16 protein-coding genes, 1 tRNA gene and 1 riboswitch are annotated in these 14,906 nt (G+C 68.5%); of the genes, 10 read left to right on the forward strand and 7 right to left on the reverse strand.

Going from position 1 to position 14,906, the window contains the following annotated elements:
* The first annotated feature begins 52 nt into the window (after positions 1 to 52).
* From JNK84_RS04115 to JNK84_RS04130, 4 genes are all read left to right on the forward strand, one after another.
* Positions 53 to 127: transfer RNA gene (locus JNK84_RS04115), tRNA-Thr, on the forward strand.
* Between the two features lie 143 nt (positions 128 to 270).
* Positions 271 to 1,254, forward strand: coding sequence for an MBL fold metallo-hydrolase (locus JNK84_RS04120; protein ID WP_293420853.1), 984 nt, complete (start codon positions 271 to 273; stop codon positions 1,252 to 1,254).
* Positions 1,255 to 1,304: 50 nt separating this feature from the next.
* A riboswitch (cobalamin riboswitch) is annotated at positions 1,305 to 1,512 on the forward strand.
* A gap of 133 nt (positions 1,513 to 1,645) precedes the next feature.
* A complete protein-coding gene (locus JNK84_RS04125; RefSeq protein ID WP_293420855.1) occupies positions 1,646 to 3,700 on the forward strand; it encodes a TonB-dependent receptor plug domain-containing protein in 2,055 nt (684 codons plus the stop codon).
* A gap of 136 nt (positions 3,701 to 3,836) precedes the next feature.
* Positions 3,837 to 4,583, forward strand: coding sequence for an SDR family oxidoreductase (locus JNK84_RS04130; RefSeq protein WP_293420857.1), 747 nt, complete (start codon positions 3,837 to 3,839; stop codon positions 4,581 to 4,583).
* A gap of 6 nt (positions 4,584 to 4,589) precedes the next feature.
* Here JNK84_RS04130 and cutA read toward each other — a convergent pair whose 3' ends face one another.
* Positions 4,590 to 4,925 carry a divalent-cation tolerance protein CutA gene (gene cutA, locus JNK84_RS04135; RefSeq protein WP_293420859.1) on the reverse strand — a complete coding sequence of 112 codons (336 nt, stop codon included), beginning with the start codon at positions 4,923 to 4,925 and terminating at the stop codon, positions 4,590 to 4,592.
* Between the two features lie 52 nt (positions 4,926 to 4,977).
* Here cutA and JNK84_RS04140 point away from each other — a divergent pair, with 52 nt between their 5' ends.
* The 3 genes from JNK84_RS04140 (at position 4,978) to JNK84_RS04150 (ending at position 6,957) form a co-directional block, all read left to right on the forward strand.
* A complete protein-coding gene (locus JNK84_RS04140) occupies positions 4,978 to 5,760 on the forward strand; it encodes an NAD kinase (RefSeq protein WP_293420861.1) in 783 nt (260 codons plus the stop codon).
* A gap of 73 nt (positions 5,761 to 5,833) precedes the next feature.
* Positions 5,834 to 6,379, forward strand: coding sequence for a response regulator (locus JNK84_RS04145; protein ID WP_293420863.1), 546 nt, complete (start codon positions 5,834 to 5,836; stop codon positions 6,377 to 6,379).
* An 11-nt stretch (positions 6,380 to 6,390) separates the two neighbouring features.
* Complete coding sequence (locus JNK84_RS04150) at positions 6,391 to 6,957, forward strand: Hpt domain-containing protein (protein WP_293420865.1); 567 nt, start codon at positions 6,391 to 6,393, stop codon at positions 6,955 to 6,957.
* Positions 6,958 to 6,997: 40 nt separating this feature from the next.
* On the opposite strand, the gene JNK84_RS04155 is transcribed toward JNK84_RS04150, so the two are convergent.
* A complete protein-coding gene (locus tag JNK84_RS04155) occupies positions 6,998 to 8,185 on the reverse strand; it encodes a DUF2336 domain-containing protein (protein WP_293420867.1) in 1,188 nt (395 codons plus the stop codon).
* 126 nt (positions 8,186 to 8,311) lie between these two features.
* Positions 8,312 to 9,394 (reverse strand): transglycosylase SLT domain-containing protein, encoded by a 1,083-nt coding sequence (locus tag JNK84_RS04160; protein ID WP_293420869.1) that lies wholly within the window; start codon positions 9,392 to 9,394, stop codon positions 8,312 to 8,314.
* A 95-nt stretch (positions 9,395 to 9,489) separates the two neighbouring features.
* Here JNK84_RS04160 and JNK84_RS04165 point away from each other — a divergent pair, with 95 nt between their 5' ends.
* Together JNK84_RS04165 and JNK84_RS04170 are read left to right on the forward strand one after the other, a co-directional pair.
* Complete coding sequence (locus JNK84_RS04165; protein ID WP_293420871.1) at positions 9,490 to 9,984, forward strand: MaoC family dehydratase; 495 nt, start codon at positions 9,490 to 9,492, stop codon at positions 9,982 to 9,984.
* A 5-nt stretch (positions 9,985 to 9,989) separates the two neighbouring features.
* The gene (locus JNK84_RS04170; RefSeq protein ID WP_293420873.1) at positions 9,990 to 10,862 is read left to right on the forward strand and encodes an HpcH/HpaI aldolase/citrate lyase family protein; all 873 of its coding nucleotides are present in this window, start codon (positions 9,990 to 9,992) and stop codon (positions 10,860 to 10,862) included.
* Between the two features lie 6 nt (positions 10,863 to 10,868).
* Here the strand turns inward: JNK84_RS04170 and JNK84_RS04175 are convergent, their stop codons facing one another.
* Positions 10,869 to 11,504: a flavin reductase family protein gene (locus JNK84_RS04175; protein WP_293420875.1), complete on the reverse strand. Its 636-nt coding sequence runs from the start codon at positions 11,502 to 11,504 to the stop codon at positions 10,869 to 10,871.
* A gap of 5 nt (positions 11,505 to 11,509) precedes the next feature.
* Entirely contained in the window at positions 11,510 to 12,088 is a 579-nt protein-coding gene (locus JNK84_RS04180; protein ID WP_293420877.1) for a nitroreductase family protein, read from the reverse strand.
* A gap of 158 nt (positions 12,089 to 12,246) precedes the next feature.
* On the opposite strand from JNK84_RS04180, the gene JNK84_RS04185 reads away from it, so the two are divergent.
* Complete coding sequence (locus JNK84_RS04185) at positions 12,247 to 13,320, forward strand: hypothetical protein (protein ID WP_293420879.1); 1,074 nt, start codon at positions 12,247 to 12,249, stop codon at positions 13,318 to 13,320.
* Positions 13,321 to 13,404: 84 nt separating this feature from the next.
* Here JNK84_RS04185 and JNK84_RS04190 read toward each other — a convergent pair whose 3' ends face one another.
* Together JNK84_RS04190 and JNK84_RS04195 are read right to left on the reverse strand one after the other, a co-directional pair.
* Complete coding sequence (locus JNK84_RS04190) at positions 13,405 to 13,950, reverse strand: hypothetical protein (RefSeq protein WP_293420881.1); 546 nt, start codon at positions 13,948 to 13,950, stop codon at positions 13,405 to 13,407.
* 110 nt (positions 13,951 to 14,060) lie between these two features.
* Positions 14,061 to 14,897, reverse strand: coding sequence for a hypothetical protein (locus JNK84_RS04195; RefSeq protein ID WP_293420883.1), 837 nt, complete (start codon positions 14,895 to 14,897; stop codon positions 14,061 to 14,063).
* Between the last annotated feature and the right edge of the window lie 9 nt (positions 14,898 to 14,906).

Consider the following 14,906-nt stretch of genomic DNA (forward strand, 5'->3'; position numbering starts at 1 on the left):
CGGACGCCGGTCGCTTGCCTTGCGCGCGACAGGTTGATAGCGAGGGCGCTGGGCCGGCGTAGCACAGCGGTAGTGCAGCGGTTTTGTAAACCGAAGGTCGGGAGTTCGATCCTCTCCGCCGGCACCAGCCTCCACCGCGACAAACGGTGTCTTTTCGTGGTCACAACCCCGTGACCGCACTGGACGCCCCGCGACATCGGGCAATCTCCATCGCAGTCTGTCGGCGCCTGTTCCGCCGCCGGGACGCAGACTGCTGGGAGAACCTCATCGATGACCACGATCAATCGCCGCCATGCGATGGCTGCCGGCGCGGCCGCGCTCGCCGCCCCCGCCATCGCCACGGATACGCTCGTCACGCGCGCGCAGGCGCAGGCTCCAGCCGCCGCGGCGCAGGCCCCCGGCTTCTACAAGTACAAGGTCGGCGACATCACCGTCACCGCCATCAATGACGGCTTCTTCGCCCGCCCGGTCGAAGGCTTCGTCCGCAATGCCGAACTGCCGGCGGTGCAGGCCGCGCTGACGGCCGCCTTCCTGCCGACCAATGCCCTACCGATCCCGTTCAACACGCTGGTGGTGGAGACCGGCGGGCGACTGGTCATGATCGATGCCGGCAACGGCAATAACGGCGCGCCGACCTCCGGCACCTGGATGGCCAATTTCCGCGCCGCGGGCTTCGACCCGGCGCGCGTCAACACGATCCTCATCAGCCATTTCCATGGCGACCACATCAACGGCCTGCGCCTGCGCGACGGCACGGCGGTTTTCCCCAACGCCGAGATCCAGGTGCCGGCTCCGGAATGGGCCTTCTGGATGTCGGACGAGCGCATGAACCAGGCGCCCGAGGGCATGCGCGGCGGCTTCCAGAACGTTCGCCGTGTCTTCGGCCCCATGGCCAACGACGTGAAGCGGTTCGAGCCGGGCGGCGAAGTCGCGCCGGGCATCACGTCCATCGCCGCCCATGGCCATTCGCCGGGCCATACCTGCTTCGGCATCGCCTCCGGTACGGGCAAGATGATCTACATGGCCGACACGACCAACCACCCCGCGCTGTTCGTGCGCAATCCCGACTGGTCGGCGGTGTTCGATCAGGATGCGGATGCGGCGCGCGCGGTGCGCCGGCGCCTGCTCGACATGGCCGCGACCGAGAAGACGCGCGTCCACTTCTACCACGCGCCCTTCCCCGCCAACGGCTATGTCGCCAAGGACGGCAACGGCTACCAGCTCGTGCCGGCGCAGTGGACGCCGTCGATCTGAGGCAGGGCTCCGCCGTCGGCTGAATTGACAGCCGCAGCGCGGCGACGCATCACATGACCGTTCGCATCGGCGGCCGCCTCATCGGGCGGCCACGGGAATGCGGTGTGCGGGGCGGCTCCGGCCGGCCCGCAAATCCGCGGCTGCCCCCGCAACTGTAAGCGGCGAGCCGGCTCCAAATGCCACTGGGATATCCCCGGGAAGGCGGAAGTCCGGCGACGACCCGCGAGCCAGGAGACCGGCCGGCGCGACGTCACTGTCCGAGCGTGCGGGAGGCGCGCCCGGGAGCGGCTCGCCGCTTCATCCGTGACACGCATGTCGCGGAGGGCCGGGCGGCTCCACACAGAGGCAAACCTCTCCGCGATCCCATCGTGATCTCACGCGGAGACAAGCCATGTCGCGCCAGCGCGCACCTTTCCCACCCCTGCCGGCCTCGGCCCGCCTCGCCGCCCTCGGGCTGTCGGCCGCGCTGCTGCCGGTAACCGCCCTCGCCCAGCAGCCGCCGACGCAATTGCCCGAGATCGTCGTGCACGGCGCCAGCACCGTGCCGGTGGAGGCGCTGCGCGTCGGCTCGGCGGTGACGGTCGTCACCGAAGAGCAGATCCGCGATCAGGGCGCGACCTCGGTTCCCGACGTGCTGCGCCTTGTTCCCGGCGTCGCCGTCAACCAGTCGGGCGGCCGCGGCGGCCTGACCCAGTTGCGCCTGCGTGGCGCGGAGGCGAACCAGACGCTGATCGTCGTCGATGGCATTCCGATCAACGACGTCAACTCCGGCGATGCCGACCTCGCCAACATTCCGGTCGACGCCATCGAGCGCATCGAGGTCGTGCGCGGACCGCAATCCGGCATCTGGGGGCCGAACGCGCAGGCCGGCGTCATCCTCATCACCACCAAATCCGGTCGCGGCCTGACGCGGCCGGAAGTGACCGCCCGCATCGAGGGCGGCTCGTTCGGTACGATGCAGGGCTCGGCGACGGTGCGCGGCGCGCAGGGGCCGTTCTACGGCGCTCTGTCGATCTCCGGCCTTCGCTCCGGCGGCTTCGTCGTCGCGCCCGGCACGACGCGCCCGAACGGTTCGGACATGGGCGCCTTCACCGCCAAGATCGGCGCGGACCTCTCCGAATGGTTCAATGTCGAGGCTGTCGGGCGCCTCGTCAGCCGCACCGGCTTCTACAATCCCGGCGTGTTCGCTTACGGGCCGCCCTGCATCGGCTTTTTCTGCACGCCAGATCCGCAGACCGGGCTGCTTGCCAACGGCACGGGTCGCGGCGTCGCCACCGACGCGCAGGGCCGGATCGTCGCGACGTTCAAGCTTCTGGAAGGCGCCTGGACGCACCGCTTCTCGGCCGACGCGTCGCACCAGACGACCAATTCGCGCAGCAGCTATCTCAGCAGCTTCGGTTTCCTCGAATCCGAGGCCTTCTGGTCCAAGACCGAGCGCACGCGGGCAGAGTACCGCACCGCCTACACGTTCGAGACGCCGTCGTTCCTGGGCGCCCGCCACACCATCGTCGGCGGCGTCGAGGCCGTCCGCGAGCGCTTCCGCTATTACTACGAGAGCGACGGCTTCTTCGGCTATTCGCCCAACGACAGCTACGCCACGACGGGGCGCGCACGCGAGCGCAAGGGCCTCTACGGCGAGTATCTCCTGAGCCTGCAAACCGGATTCGCCCTCTCGGCCGCGTTGCGTCACGACTGGAACTCGTCGTTCCGCAACGCGACGACCTGGCGTCTGACCGCCGCGCAAAGCTTCGAGACCGGTACGCGGCTCCATGCCTCGATCGGCAAGGGCGTCACCAATCCGACCTTCTTCGAGCAGTTCGGCTTCTTCGCCAATTTCACCGGCAATCCGGCGCTCAGGCCGGAAAGCTCCATCGGTTGGGACGCCGGCGTGGAACAGCGCTGGTTCGGCGGGCGGCTCGTGACGGACGTCACCGTCTTCCGGGCCAGCATCCAGGACGCCATCGTCCTGTCGGGCGGCACGGCGATCAACCTGCCGTTCCAGACGACGCGGCAGGGCGTCGAGGTCACCGCCACGGCGCGGCCGGCCGACTGGCTGCGCGTCGTCGCCTCCTACACCTACACCGACACACGCTCTGCCGAACTGGTCAGCGGCGTCTATGTCGCCAAGGAGGCGCTGCGCCGCCCGCGCCATGCGGCGAGCCTTTCGGCGACCGCCACCCTCCCTGACGACAAGACCAAGGTGACGCTGACGGTCGCCCATAACGGCAATATGCGCGACACGTTCTTCGGCCCGGCGGGGTCGAGCGACGTCCGGCTTGGCGCCTATACGCTGGTCGGCGCGCAGATCTCCCACGACCTCACCCGCAACGCCACGATCTACCTGCGCGGCGAGAACCTGTTCGGCCAGCGCTTCCAGGAGGTCTACGGCTATCAGGGTCCGGGCGCGGCGGTCTATGGCGGCCTGCGCGTGCGCTTCGGTGACTGACACCCTTCGCGAGGTTTCACCGATTCAAACGTTTCGCATCGCTCCATTGCCGCGCGCCCGTCGACAGGGCGCGCGGTTTCGGCCAGTCTCCTGCCCAACGAGCCGGACTATCGATCCGGCCTGACGGGAGGGAATCATGTCGCAGCGGATCGCGGTCGTCACCGGCGCGGGATCGGGAATCGGGCGGGCCTCGGCGCTTGCCCTCGCGAGGGCCGGCTACGCAGTGGTTATCGCCGGCCGGCGCAAGGACGAGCTCGACAAGACCGTGACCATGGCCGCCGGCGGCACCGTGGTCGCCGTGCCGACCGACGTTTCGGACGAAGCCTCGGTCGCCGCCCTGTTCAAGACCGTCAAGGACCGGTTCGGCCGCATCGACGTGCTGTTCAACAATGCCGGCATGGGCGCGCAGGCCGTGCCGCTCGACGAACTGCCGATCGAGAAGTGGAAGCAGGTGGTGGACGTGAACCTCACCGGCTCCTTCCTCTGCGCCCGCGAGGCGATGCGGATGATGCGCAAGCAGGACCCGAAGGGCGGCCGCATTATCAACAACGGCTCGATCTCCGCCTATGCGCCCCGCCCCTATTCGGCCCCCTATACGGCGACCAAGCACGCGGTGCTGGGCCTCACCAAGGCGATCTCGCTCGACGGGCGGGCAGACCGCATCGTCTGCTCGCAGATCGACGTCGGCAATGCCGCCACCGAGATGACCGAGCGCATGACCAACGGCGTGCTGCAGGCGGACTTCTCGGTGAAGGTCGAGCCGCGCATGGACGTGAGGCACGTCGCCGAGGCGGTGGTCCATGTCGCCAACCTGCCGCTCGACGTCAACGTGCTGACCATGACGGTGATGGCCAACGACATGCCCTTCGTCGGGCGTGGCTGAGGCCGCTCAGGCCACCTGCCCGCGCAGCCAGGCGAGGTAGTCGGCATCGCCCTCCGGCACCTCGATGACGAGAAAGGCCGGCGTCTCGTAGGAATGGGCCGCGCGAAACGCGATCCGCGCTGGCTCCAGCTTCGCGCGGGTCGTCTTGACGATCATCACCGCCTCGTCGGAGCGCTCCACCGCGCCGTTCCAGCGGTAGATGGAGCGCATCTGCGGCAGGATGTTCACGCAGGCGGCATGCCGGCCCTCCACCAGCAGCGCCCCGATCGCCTCCGCCTCGACAAGGGTTCCGGCGGTCGTATAGATCAGAACCACATCGTCCGGCGCTGTTCCTGGCGTCATGTCGTCCCTCCCCGCATGCATCCTTCACGATCGCATGCCAGACTGGCCTGCCATGCCGGACTTCAAACCCGACCCGAAGAAGATCGCCTTCGTCGCCTCGCCGGCCGCCGAGGCGCAGGACGCTTTCACGCGCCTGACCGAGCGCTATGGCGCCGTCGGTACCGACGAGGCCGAGGTGATCGTCGCGCTCGGCGGCGACGGCCTGATGCTGCAGACGCTGCACAAGTCGATCTCCACCGGCAAGCCGATCTACGGCATGAATCGCGGCTCGGTCGGCTTCCTGATGAACGAATATGCCGAGGAAGCCCTGATCGAGCGCATCTGGACCGCCGAGCAGTCGGTGATTCATCCGCTCGCCATGACCACGGTCGACATCCACGGCGAGCGGCACGACGCCCTCGCCATCAACGAGGTGTCGATGCTGCGGCAGACCTCGCAGATCGCCAAGCTGCGGATCCTCGTCGACAACCAGCCGCGCATGGACGAACTCGTCGCGGACGGCATTCTGGTGGCGACCCCGGCGGGCTCGACCGCCTACAACCTCTCCGCCAGCGGGCCGATCCTGCCGCTGAACGCGCCGCTGCTCGCCCTGACGCCCATCTCGCCGTTCCGGCCGCGGCGCTGGCGCGGCGCCCTGCTCCCCGAGCGGGTCTCGCTCAGGATCGAGGTTCTGGAATCGGCGAAGCGGCCGGTCAGCGCCACCGCCGACCATCACGAAGTCCGCGACGTCGCCAGCGTCGACGTCAAGATGGACACGTCGAAGTCGATGGTCCTGCTCCACGATCCCGGCCATTCGCTGGACGAGCGAATCCTGCGGGAGCAGTTCGGCGCGTAACGCCGCCGTTGCGACGGGACGTCGCCGACAGGCTTAACGCTTCGCTAATGGCCGCGCGCTAGAGTTGGCGTCGATGATCCGCATCGATTTCAACCGGCTGCGCTTTCTCGTCATTGACGACAACGCACACATGCGTCGCATCGTGCGGACGCTGCTGCATGGTTTCGGCGCGCGCGAGGTCTATGAGGCGGAGGACGGCGCGGCCGGCCTCGAAGCCTTCACCCATTACATGCCGGACATCGTCATCACCGACTGGTCGATGCCGATTTTCGACGGGCTTGAGCTGACCAGCATGATCCGCCAGCCCGGCGCCAACGCGAACCCCTATGTCGCGATCATCATGCTGACCGGCCATTCCGAGAAGAAGCGCGTGCTGGAGTCCCGCGATGCCGGGGTCACCGAGTTCCTTGCCAAACCCATATCGGCAAAGGCGCTTTATCAGCGCATTCTGAACGTCGTCGTTAACCCGCGACCGTTTATCAGGACCAAGACCTTCTTCGGTCCGGACCGTCGGCGGAACCACAGTTCCAGCTATGTCGGCCCCGAGCGTCGAAAAGGCGAGAAGGCCGACGTGATCAAGGTCCAGCCGCTTCTCGACAAGACCAAAAGCTCAGTGTGACGGAACCCAGCATGCCCAAGCCGAAGCAGCCAGCGCTCGACGAGGCCTCGGTCCAGGGATTCAAGGACCATGAGGTCATCACGCCGACCCGAAACCTCAAATCCTATGGCCGCAAGGCGAAGATCAAGGTCGACGAATTCGGCTTCGACATGGAGGCCATCGAGCGGGCCGAGGCGGCGCTGGCCGACCTTGCCGGCGAATTCGACGAGTGGATGGCCAAGGAAGTCGAGCGGCTGACCAGGGCACGCGACGCCATCGCCGCGACCGGGCTCAATGCCGACACGCGCAGCGCGCTCTACACCGCCGCCCACGACATCAAGGGCGAAGCCGCGACCTTCGGATATCCGCTGGCCGCGCGCATCGCCGACAGCCTGCGCCAGCTGCTCGACGGCATCGAGGACGATCAGGCGGTGCCTCTCGGGCTCGTGCTGCAGCATGTCGAGGCGGTGCGCGCCATCGTGCGCGAGGGCGCCAAGGGCGAGGACCATCCGCTTGCGGTCGCCATGGCCGACCAGCTTGGCGCCGCAACGAGCCAGAAGCTGATCGCCATCACCGGCGCGCCGTCCATCGCGCCCTGAGGCGCGGCATCTCTATCGGCGCATCGCGACGGCGCGGCCGTCAGGCCGCAGCGACCAGCGGAATCTCGACATCCCCATCGTCAAGCGCGTCATTGCCCGCGATCAGGTCGCGGGTGAAGGCGCGGGCTTCCTCGCGCGCGGCCTCGGCGGCGAAGCGGCGCAGCAGGGCGAGGAGCTGGTCGAGTTCGGTCGGCGCCAGGGGCGCATAGGCGGTCAGCACGCGCTCCACCATGCGGCGGCGCAGTTGCGCGTCGCCGCCGCGGAACGTGCCGGCTCCGTCGTCGTGCCAAGCATCAAGCGCCGCGCGAAAGGCCGGATAGGCCGAGAGCGGCAGACCCGCCTTGTCGTAAAGGGCCCGGAAACCCGCCCCGCGACGGTCGTGGACGAAGCCGGCGGCCCGGCGGATGCCGAGCCCGGAGAGTTCCGCCAGCGCCTCCTCGAACAGCCGGACATGACCCGAGAGCAGCGCGCGCAGCACGAGGCCGGTGGTGAGCTGGCCCGACAGCCGCAGATGTCGCACCAGCGGCATCAGCCCCTCCCCGCCACAGCCGGCGGCAATCACCACGGTCGCCTTCTCGGACGCCTCGCGGACGATGCGGTCGGCCCGGTCGGCGGCGAGCCATTCGCGCCCCGTGACAAAGGCGGAGAGCGCCGACGACAGTTTGACGACCAGCGCCTGCCGCGCGCCGGGCGAGAGATCCTCGCGCGCGAACAGCGCCTCGCGGATGTCGCCGTCGTCGCCGAAGCGCTCGACGATCCGGTCGATGGAGAAGGCGGGAATGTCGGCGTCGAGCGCCACCAGCGCGAGACAGGCCTCAAGGCAGCCGACTTCGGCGATGGCGGCGCAGACCGGGGCCGGCAGATCGTCGCGCTGGGCGATGGCATATTGCACCAGCGGTTCGCCGGAGCCGACGAGATCGACCAGCTCGGCATCGAGCAGCAGCGGCGAATGGCGCGCGACGAGGCCGGCGATCTCCGGCTGATCCTGCAAGAGGCCGATCAGCACGCTGTGCGGCGCGTCCTCGGCGGTTGCGAAAGCATCCGCGAGAGCCCGGCGAACCAGCGGCGACGGGTCGTCCAGCAGCGTGACCATCGCCGATTCGGCAGCGGCGCGATCATCGACCGAAAGGTCCGAGTAAAGGTAGGCACGGGCGAGAGCGGAGGTCGCATCCGCCCGGTCACCCGCCGATGCGGTTTGGATCCAGCGCAGGAAATGCCGCACGATCATCGGAACAGGAACCTGAGGCGAGCTACTCGGGAGGTGGCGGAAAATCCGCCTGCGGGAAGGCTAGAGCGACGCGCTTAACAAAGCGTTCACCACGAAAATTAACGGGTCGGGGATTGCCGGCGGGCGTCAGCGGCCGCGCACGTCAGGCCGCAGATATTGCGACAGGTCGAGCGGTCCCGCGCGCCGGACAGTCTGAACCTGAACCGGGTAGAACGGCCCGCCAACGGCCTGCTGGCCGGGAGACGCCGAACTGGCGGCCGATGAGGCCTGCGCCCCGCCCGAAGCCGCCGAAGGCGGCGTCAGCGCCGTCGCCAGATTGACGCGCGGCGCGCCGGCCTGATTGCCCCGCCCGAGCGCGGTCCAGGTCGCCGCGACGAAGGCATTGATGGGCCCGCCATTGCCGGAGAACATCGAGTGGAACGGCCGACCCGGATCGGCATTGATCCGCGGCACGGCGGACCAGCCGGCCGAGGCCGCCTCCGTTTCCAGCGCCGGCGTGCCGGCAGCCGCCGCCGTCTGGGTGGCGCCCGCCGTCTGGGTGGCGCCCGCCGTGGCGGCGACCGTCGAGGTCCGCCCGGACGACAGGACGCCGTAGACCTCGGCGATGGTCCGCGGCCGGCCCTGATCGAAGAAGATGCGGCGATTCGCGCCGGCAGCGTCCGGGAACATGCGCGCGGCGGTCGCCTGCGGGTTGGTCTGGTTGAGGTTGATCAGACGCGAGGCGCCGCCCGAACCGAGGAAATGCGCCATGTAGAGCTCGCCCTCGGTCGGGTCGCGCCCGGTCGCGGAGCGGAGCTCGGCGGCATTCCGATTGGTGAAGGCGCCCGCCATCAGGGCTGACACGGCGGGATCGTCGCGCAGGGCCAGAATCTGCTGTCGCGCGGCCGGATCGGCGACGGTCGGGCGGCCCGAGCCGTCGCGTCCGATCTGTTCGGCATAGCGCGAGAGGCCGAGATTGCGGCCCTCCTCGCGCATCATGGTCAGCCAGGTCGAGTCGATGAACTGGAACAGGCCGCGCGCCGAGGACGACGGGGCCTGCGCGGTCGGCTGGAGGCTCGATTCGCGCTGGGCGGTGCGCAGGAGATAGTCGAAGCCGGCGCCGGTCTTCTGCGCCGCCGTCTGAATCGCCGAAACGACGCGGCTGACCCCGGCCTCGGCGGCCGTGGTGGGTCTGCTCTGCGGTTCGGCTGATGAGCGGAAGAGAAACATCTCGGCTATGTCCGGAGGGGAAGCCCCTCTGAACTTAATGGTGCTTCATTATGGTAAACGAAATCGTAACGAGCTGACCTAAGGGGAGCCAGGCCATGGCCGACACCGCCGCGATCCCGGATGTCCGCCGCCATCAGCGCGGCGGCATTTACTTCGACGACTTCGCCGTCGGTCAGGTGATCCAGCACCGCATCACCCGCTCGGTCACGCAGATGGACAACATGCTGTTCTCCACGCTGACGATGAACCCGCAGCCCCTGCACATCGACCGGCAGTTCTCGGAGGCTTCCGAATGGGGCCAGCCGCTGATGAACTCGCTGTTCACGCTCGGCCTCTTGATCGGCATCTCGGTGCCGGACACCACCAACGGCACGCTGTTCGCCAATCTCGGCATGACCGACGTGAAGTTCCCCCATCCGCTGTTCGAGAACGACACGGTCCACTGCGAGAGCACGGTCGTCGCCAAGCGCGAATCGAAGTCGCGGCCGACAATGGGCGTCGTGGAATTCCATCACCGCGCCTTCAACCAGAACGACAAGCTGGTCGCCGAATGCCTGCGCCAGTCGCTCGTCCTGAAGCGGCCGGAGTGACCGCAATGCGTTCCATGCTGTTCGTGCCGGCGGATTCGGAGAAGAAGCTCGGCAAGGGTCTCGAGAGCGGGGCCGATGCGCTGATCCTCGATCTTGAGGATTCGGTCGCCGCCGCCAACAAGCCGGCGGCCCGCGCAATGGCGCGCGCCTTCCTCGCGCAGCACGTGCCGACCAGGAACCGGCCGCTGCTCATGGTGCGCGTCAACGCGCTGGATACCGGCCTCACCGACGCCGATCTCGACGCGATCGTCGGCGTCAGGCCCGATGCGATCATGCTGCCGAAGGCCGAGGGCGGACGCGACGTCTCCCACCTCGACGCCAAGCTGACCGCGCGCGAGGCCATTGCGGGTATCGACGACCAGACCATCAAGATCGTCGTCGTCGCCACGGAGACCGCCAGAGCCGTGTTCAGCCTCGGCACCTACGAGGGCGCGAGCCCGCGCCTCTCCGGCCTCACATGGGGCGCCGAGGACCTGTCCGCCGATATCGGCGCGGAAACCAATCGCGCGCCGGACGGCCGCCACACCGAGCCGTTCCGCATCGCCCGCTCGCTCTGCCTGTTCGGCGCGGTCGCCGCCGGGGTCCAGCCCATCGACACCGTGTTCCCGGCCTTCCGCGACACGGAGGGCCTGACGCGGGAATGCGAGGAGGCCCGGCGCGACGGCTTCACCGGCAAGATGGCGATCCATCCGGCGCAGGTGCCGGTCATCAACGCCGTGTTCTCGCCGACGCCGGAGGCCATCGCCGAGGCCGAGGCCGTGATCGCGGCCTTCGCGGCAAATCCATCGGCGGGCGTCGTCAATATCGGCGGCGAGATGTTCGACCGCCCCCACCTCACCCGCGCCGAGCGTTTGCTCGCGCGGGCGGGCAAGCGCTGACCGGCGTCAGGCCTTCCGCTTCTCGTCGAAATTGCCGCCGCCGGCGGGCCGCGTCATCTTGAACATCTGTTCCGACCCGACCTGGAAATACTGATCGTAGCCGCCGCGCATGATCGGGTGCATCCGGCCCGTATCGACGATGCCGTCGACGATGAAGTCGTCGTTGATGTACATGCCGACGACCTGGCCGATGACCAGGAAATAGTTGGTCACGCCTTCGAGCGAGGTCAGCGGCACCGTCTGCAGCCATTTGCATTCGAGCGCGGCGGGGGCTGCCTTCACGCGCGGCGCCTTCACATAGTGCGAGGGCGCGGCCTCGAGGCCCGCGAAGTCCAGCTCGCTCTCGCCGCGTGCCAGTGGCGCGGATGTCGCGTTCATGGCGTCGCGTAGTTCCCACGACACGAAGGAGCAGGTGAACTCGCCCGTCTCCTCGACGAAGGCGCGGGCGTCCTTCATGCCACCGCCGGCAAAGGCGACCATGTGCGGCTTGTCGGAAATGGCGTTGAAGAACGAATAGGGCGCGCAGTTGACCCGCCCCTGTCCGTCGAGCGCTGTGATCCAGCCGATCGGCCGGGGCGAGACGATGGCCTTGAACGGATCGTAGCGCAGGCCGTGATTGGCGGCGGTGACGTCGTAATGCATCGGATTCAGCCTTCGAAACGCGAGGTGATGGCGGTCATGTCGGGGCGCACGCGATCCTCGGCCCTGGCGGAGGGCGTGCCGATATGGACGAAGCCGGCGATCTTCTCGTGTGCGTCGAGGCCGAGGCGGTCCAGCACCCGGCGGTCATAGGCCGGCCATTCGGTGACCCAGTTGCCGCCAAAACCATGCGCGATCGCTGCATGGAGCAGGTTGAGGCAGACAGCGCCGGCCGACAGAACCTGCTCCCATTCCGGGATCTTCACGTGCGGGGCCGCGCGCGAGACCACGGCGACGCAGACCGGCGCGCGCGTGAAGCGCGCGGCATCGATCTCGACCTTCTTCGGATCAGCCGCCGCATCGTCGGACTTCACGAGATCAGCCAGGAAACCGCCGAGTTTCTCGCCGGCCTGCCGATCGATGATGACGAAGCGCCAGGGCGCGAGCTTGCCGTGATCGGGCACGCGCGCGGCGACCGCCAGCATGGACGCGAGCGCTGCGGCATCCGGACCGGGCCCCTGCATCAGGGCGAAAGGCGTGGACCGGCGGGTCGTCAGATGGTCGATCAGAACGGGGGATGCACTCATCGTGGGTCTCGCTTGGGGCGTGGTTGCGGCGGGGGCCGGCGGCGGCTCGCCCTCACCTGGGATTGGCGCGTCATTCCGCCAAGGGGCACGATCGGCGCTTGCCTGCAAGCCTCTGCCGCACCAAAAAGGCCATAATCGCCCGCGACATGGGTCACGACATGACGATCACCCCTCGCCGCCTGCCCCTTGCGGCCCTCGCGCTTGCCCTCGCCTGCCTCGCCGGCGGCGACGAGGCTGCCGCGCAGTTCAGCACGGGCGGACCGGGCTCCGTCACGCCGCAGACCCCCGGCACCGACGCAGCGCCGCTCGCCACCGAGCCGCAGCGCCGGCGGCGGCAGATGCCCGGCGGCGCGGCGACGCCGTTCTTCACGCTGCCCGACGGCGCCATGACCTTCACGCCGCAGACCGGCACCAATCCGGCGCTGATGCCGAGCATGCCGGCAACCCCGACCATGCCACCGCAGTTCTCCGACCGGGCGGCCATCGCCTTCGACGCGCGGTTCCGGCAGGGTGGGCAATATGTCCGCGACGGCCTCCACTGGCGCGTCTTCGCCGACAAGCCCGAGCCGAGCGGCGCCTTCGCGCTCGTCGCCGAATCGCGCGACCCCGCGCCGGTCTTCGCGCTCAGGCCCGGCGGCTACATCGTCCATGTCGCCTTCGGCACCTTTTCGCAGACGCGCCGGCTTGCGGTCGGCGAGACGCCGCAGCGGGATACGATCATCCTCAATGCTGGAGCCGTGCGCCTCGTCGGCAAGGTCGGCGAGCGTGACATCCGCAACGCGCGCTTGTCCTTCGACATCTTCGCCGGCGGCCTGTTCGAGGGCGGCGAACCGCGCCTCGTCATGCGGCAGGCGCCAGCGGGCGACCTTATCGCGCTTCCCGAGGGCACCTATCACGTCGTCTCGGTCTATGGCGACGCCAATGCCACCATCCGCGCCGACCTGCGCGTGCGCGCCGGGCAGATCACCGATGCCACCATCCACCATCGCGCGGCGCAGGTGAGCCTGCGCCTCGTCCGGGGCGCGGCTGGCGGCGAGCCCATCGGCAATGCCGCCTGGACCGTGCTGACGCCGGGCGGCGACGTGATCAAGGAATCGATCGGGGCCTTCCCCGACATGGTGCTGCAGGAGGGCGAGTACCTCGCCATCGCCCGCCACGAGGGGCGCGTCTTCAACCAGAAATTCCAGGTGGAAGCCGGCAAGGACCAGCAGGTCGAGGTCATTGCGCGGTAAATGCGCGTGCGCGGGCTGACCGCGGCTTGACGCCCCCGGGGCGCGGCACGCGGCGGCAAAGTCGCGGACCGCTGGTCCTGCCGCCTATTTGGCGCAGACAACGGAATAGAACATCACCATCCCCGAGAGCCTCACCTCGTCAATCTGCTGCGCAGTGACATCGACGACGACGCTCGAAAACCGCCCGTCGGGCGTTGGCGGCAAGCGCTCCGACCTCACCCTTTGACCGTTTCGCATCAGGTCGACGCGAACGTTTGCCGGGTTGGTGGTGTATCGCAGCAGAAGCCGCTCGAAACGCGAGCCGTCGAGAATCCTGATCGATAGCGGCCCGGTGTCGAGAACGAGAATGGGGCTGGGGTCTGTGCCGCCAACGTGGTCGCTCGCCTTGCCCACCGCGAATTGCTGCACCATGCCGCCCGGCAAAGCAGTGAGCTCCAGCGGGCCGGCGCGTAGGCTGACGTATCGACCGATGGCGATCTGCGACAATGGCAGGCAGTAGGACGCGCCTTGCGCCGACGCCGGGTGAGACGACGTGGCCAACGCGGCCAACGCGGCCGCAAGGAAAAGAACCGCCCGGTTCGCTGCTCGCATGTGCGCCTCGGAAATGGTCGCAATTGCCGTTTTCGACAATCAACACTTCCGGTTGTGCGGCGAGCGGTCAATATCCGGACTGTACCGCACAGGATCATCAGCACGTGCCGACGGGGCCGGCTCGGCTGCCGACGATCTTCCCTGCGCCTTCAGCTGGCGCAGCGCGCGGGGTTGCTCTGCAAGCTCAGGTTCGAGGCCTCGAACGACGCCCGCATGCCGCAATCGCTCCGGCGGCAGACGTGATCGAGGTCGCGGACGTTGATGGCCCCCGACGCCGCACGGGTGATGTCGAGCCGGCAATGTCCGGTCCCGTCGCGTCGTTCGTAGCGCCAGCCGCCGGCGGTCGGCGTCGTGCTGCCTTCGAGATGGCAGGAATGCCCGCCTCCCCCCACGGTCTCCATGCGAAAGCGGGCGCTGCCGTTCGCGCCGACATCCAGCCGCAGGAGAGCGTGGCGGTTCCGGTAGCAATAGGCCCCAGCAGGGCTGGCCGCAGCCGCGCTGCTCACGACCCGCCCGGCCGCAGCGGGGCGGCCTGCCCTGCCGCAAGCGGTCTGCGACAGCCGCCAGTTGCCCTCGCCGAGCGAGGCGATGTCGGCGATCTTCCAGCGATCGCCCGCGCGCTCGAACTCATAGCGGTAGTGGTTCGGTTTCCCCAGGCTCATGAAGCGGACATCGACGCTGGCGCGATCGCCTTCGGTCCGCGCCTCCATGCGGATCGTCCGGGCGATCTCCGCCTCGTCGTAGTTGTTGCCGTCGCTGGTGAGCGCGAAGTCGATGCATTCCTCACGGTCGTTCGCCGCGAGCAGGCGCACCAGCGGTGGCTGGAAATGACGGGCGCGGTTGGCCGGCGCGCGCATCCGGTCCAGGGAACTGCGGGTCAGGCCGCCAGCATAGATGCCCTCGACGATCGCCTGGGGCGTCTGGGCCTCCGCCGCCGAGGCCAGGCCGAGCATCCCGGCCAGGATAAGGGCCGCGGTCCATTGCATGCCGAACCT

The organism is Phreatobacter sp. (assembly GCF_016793595.1).
In the GTDB taxonomy this organism is placed as follows: Bacteria; Pseudomonadota; Alphaproteobacteria; order Rhizobiales; family Phreatobacteraceae; genus Phreatobacter.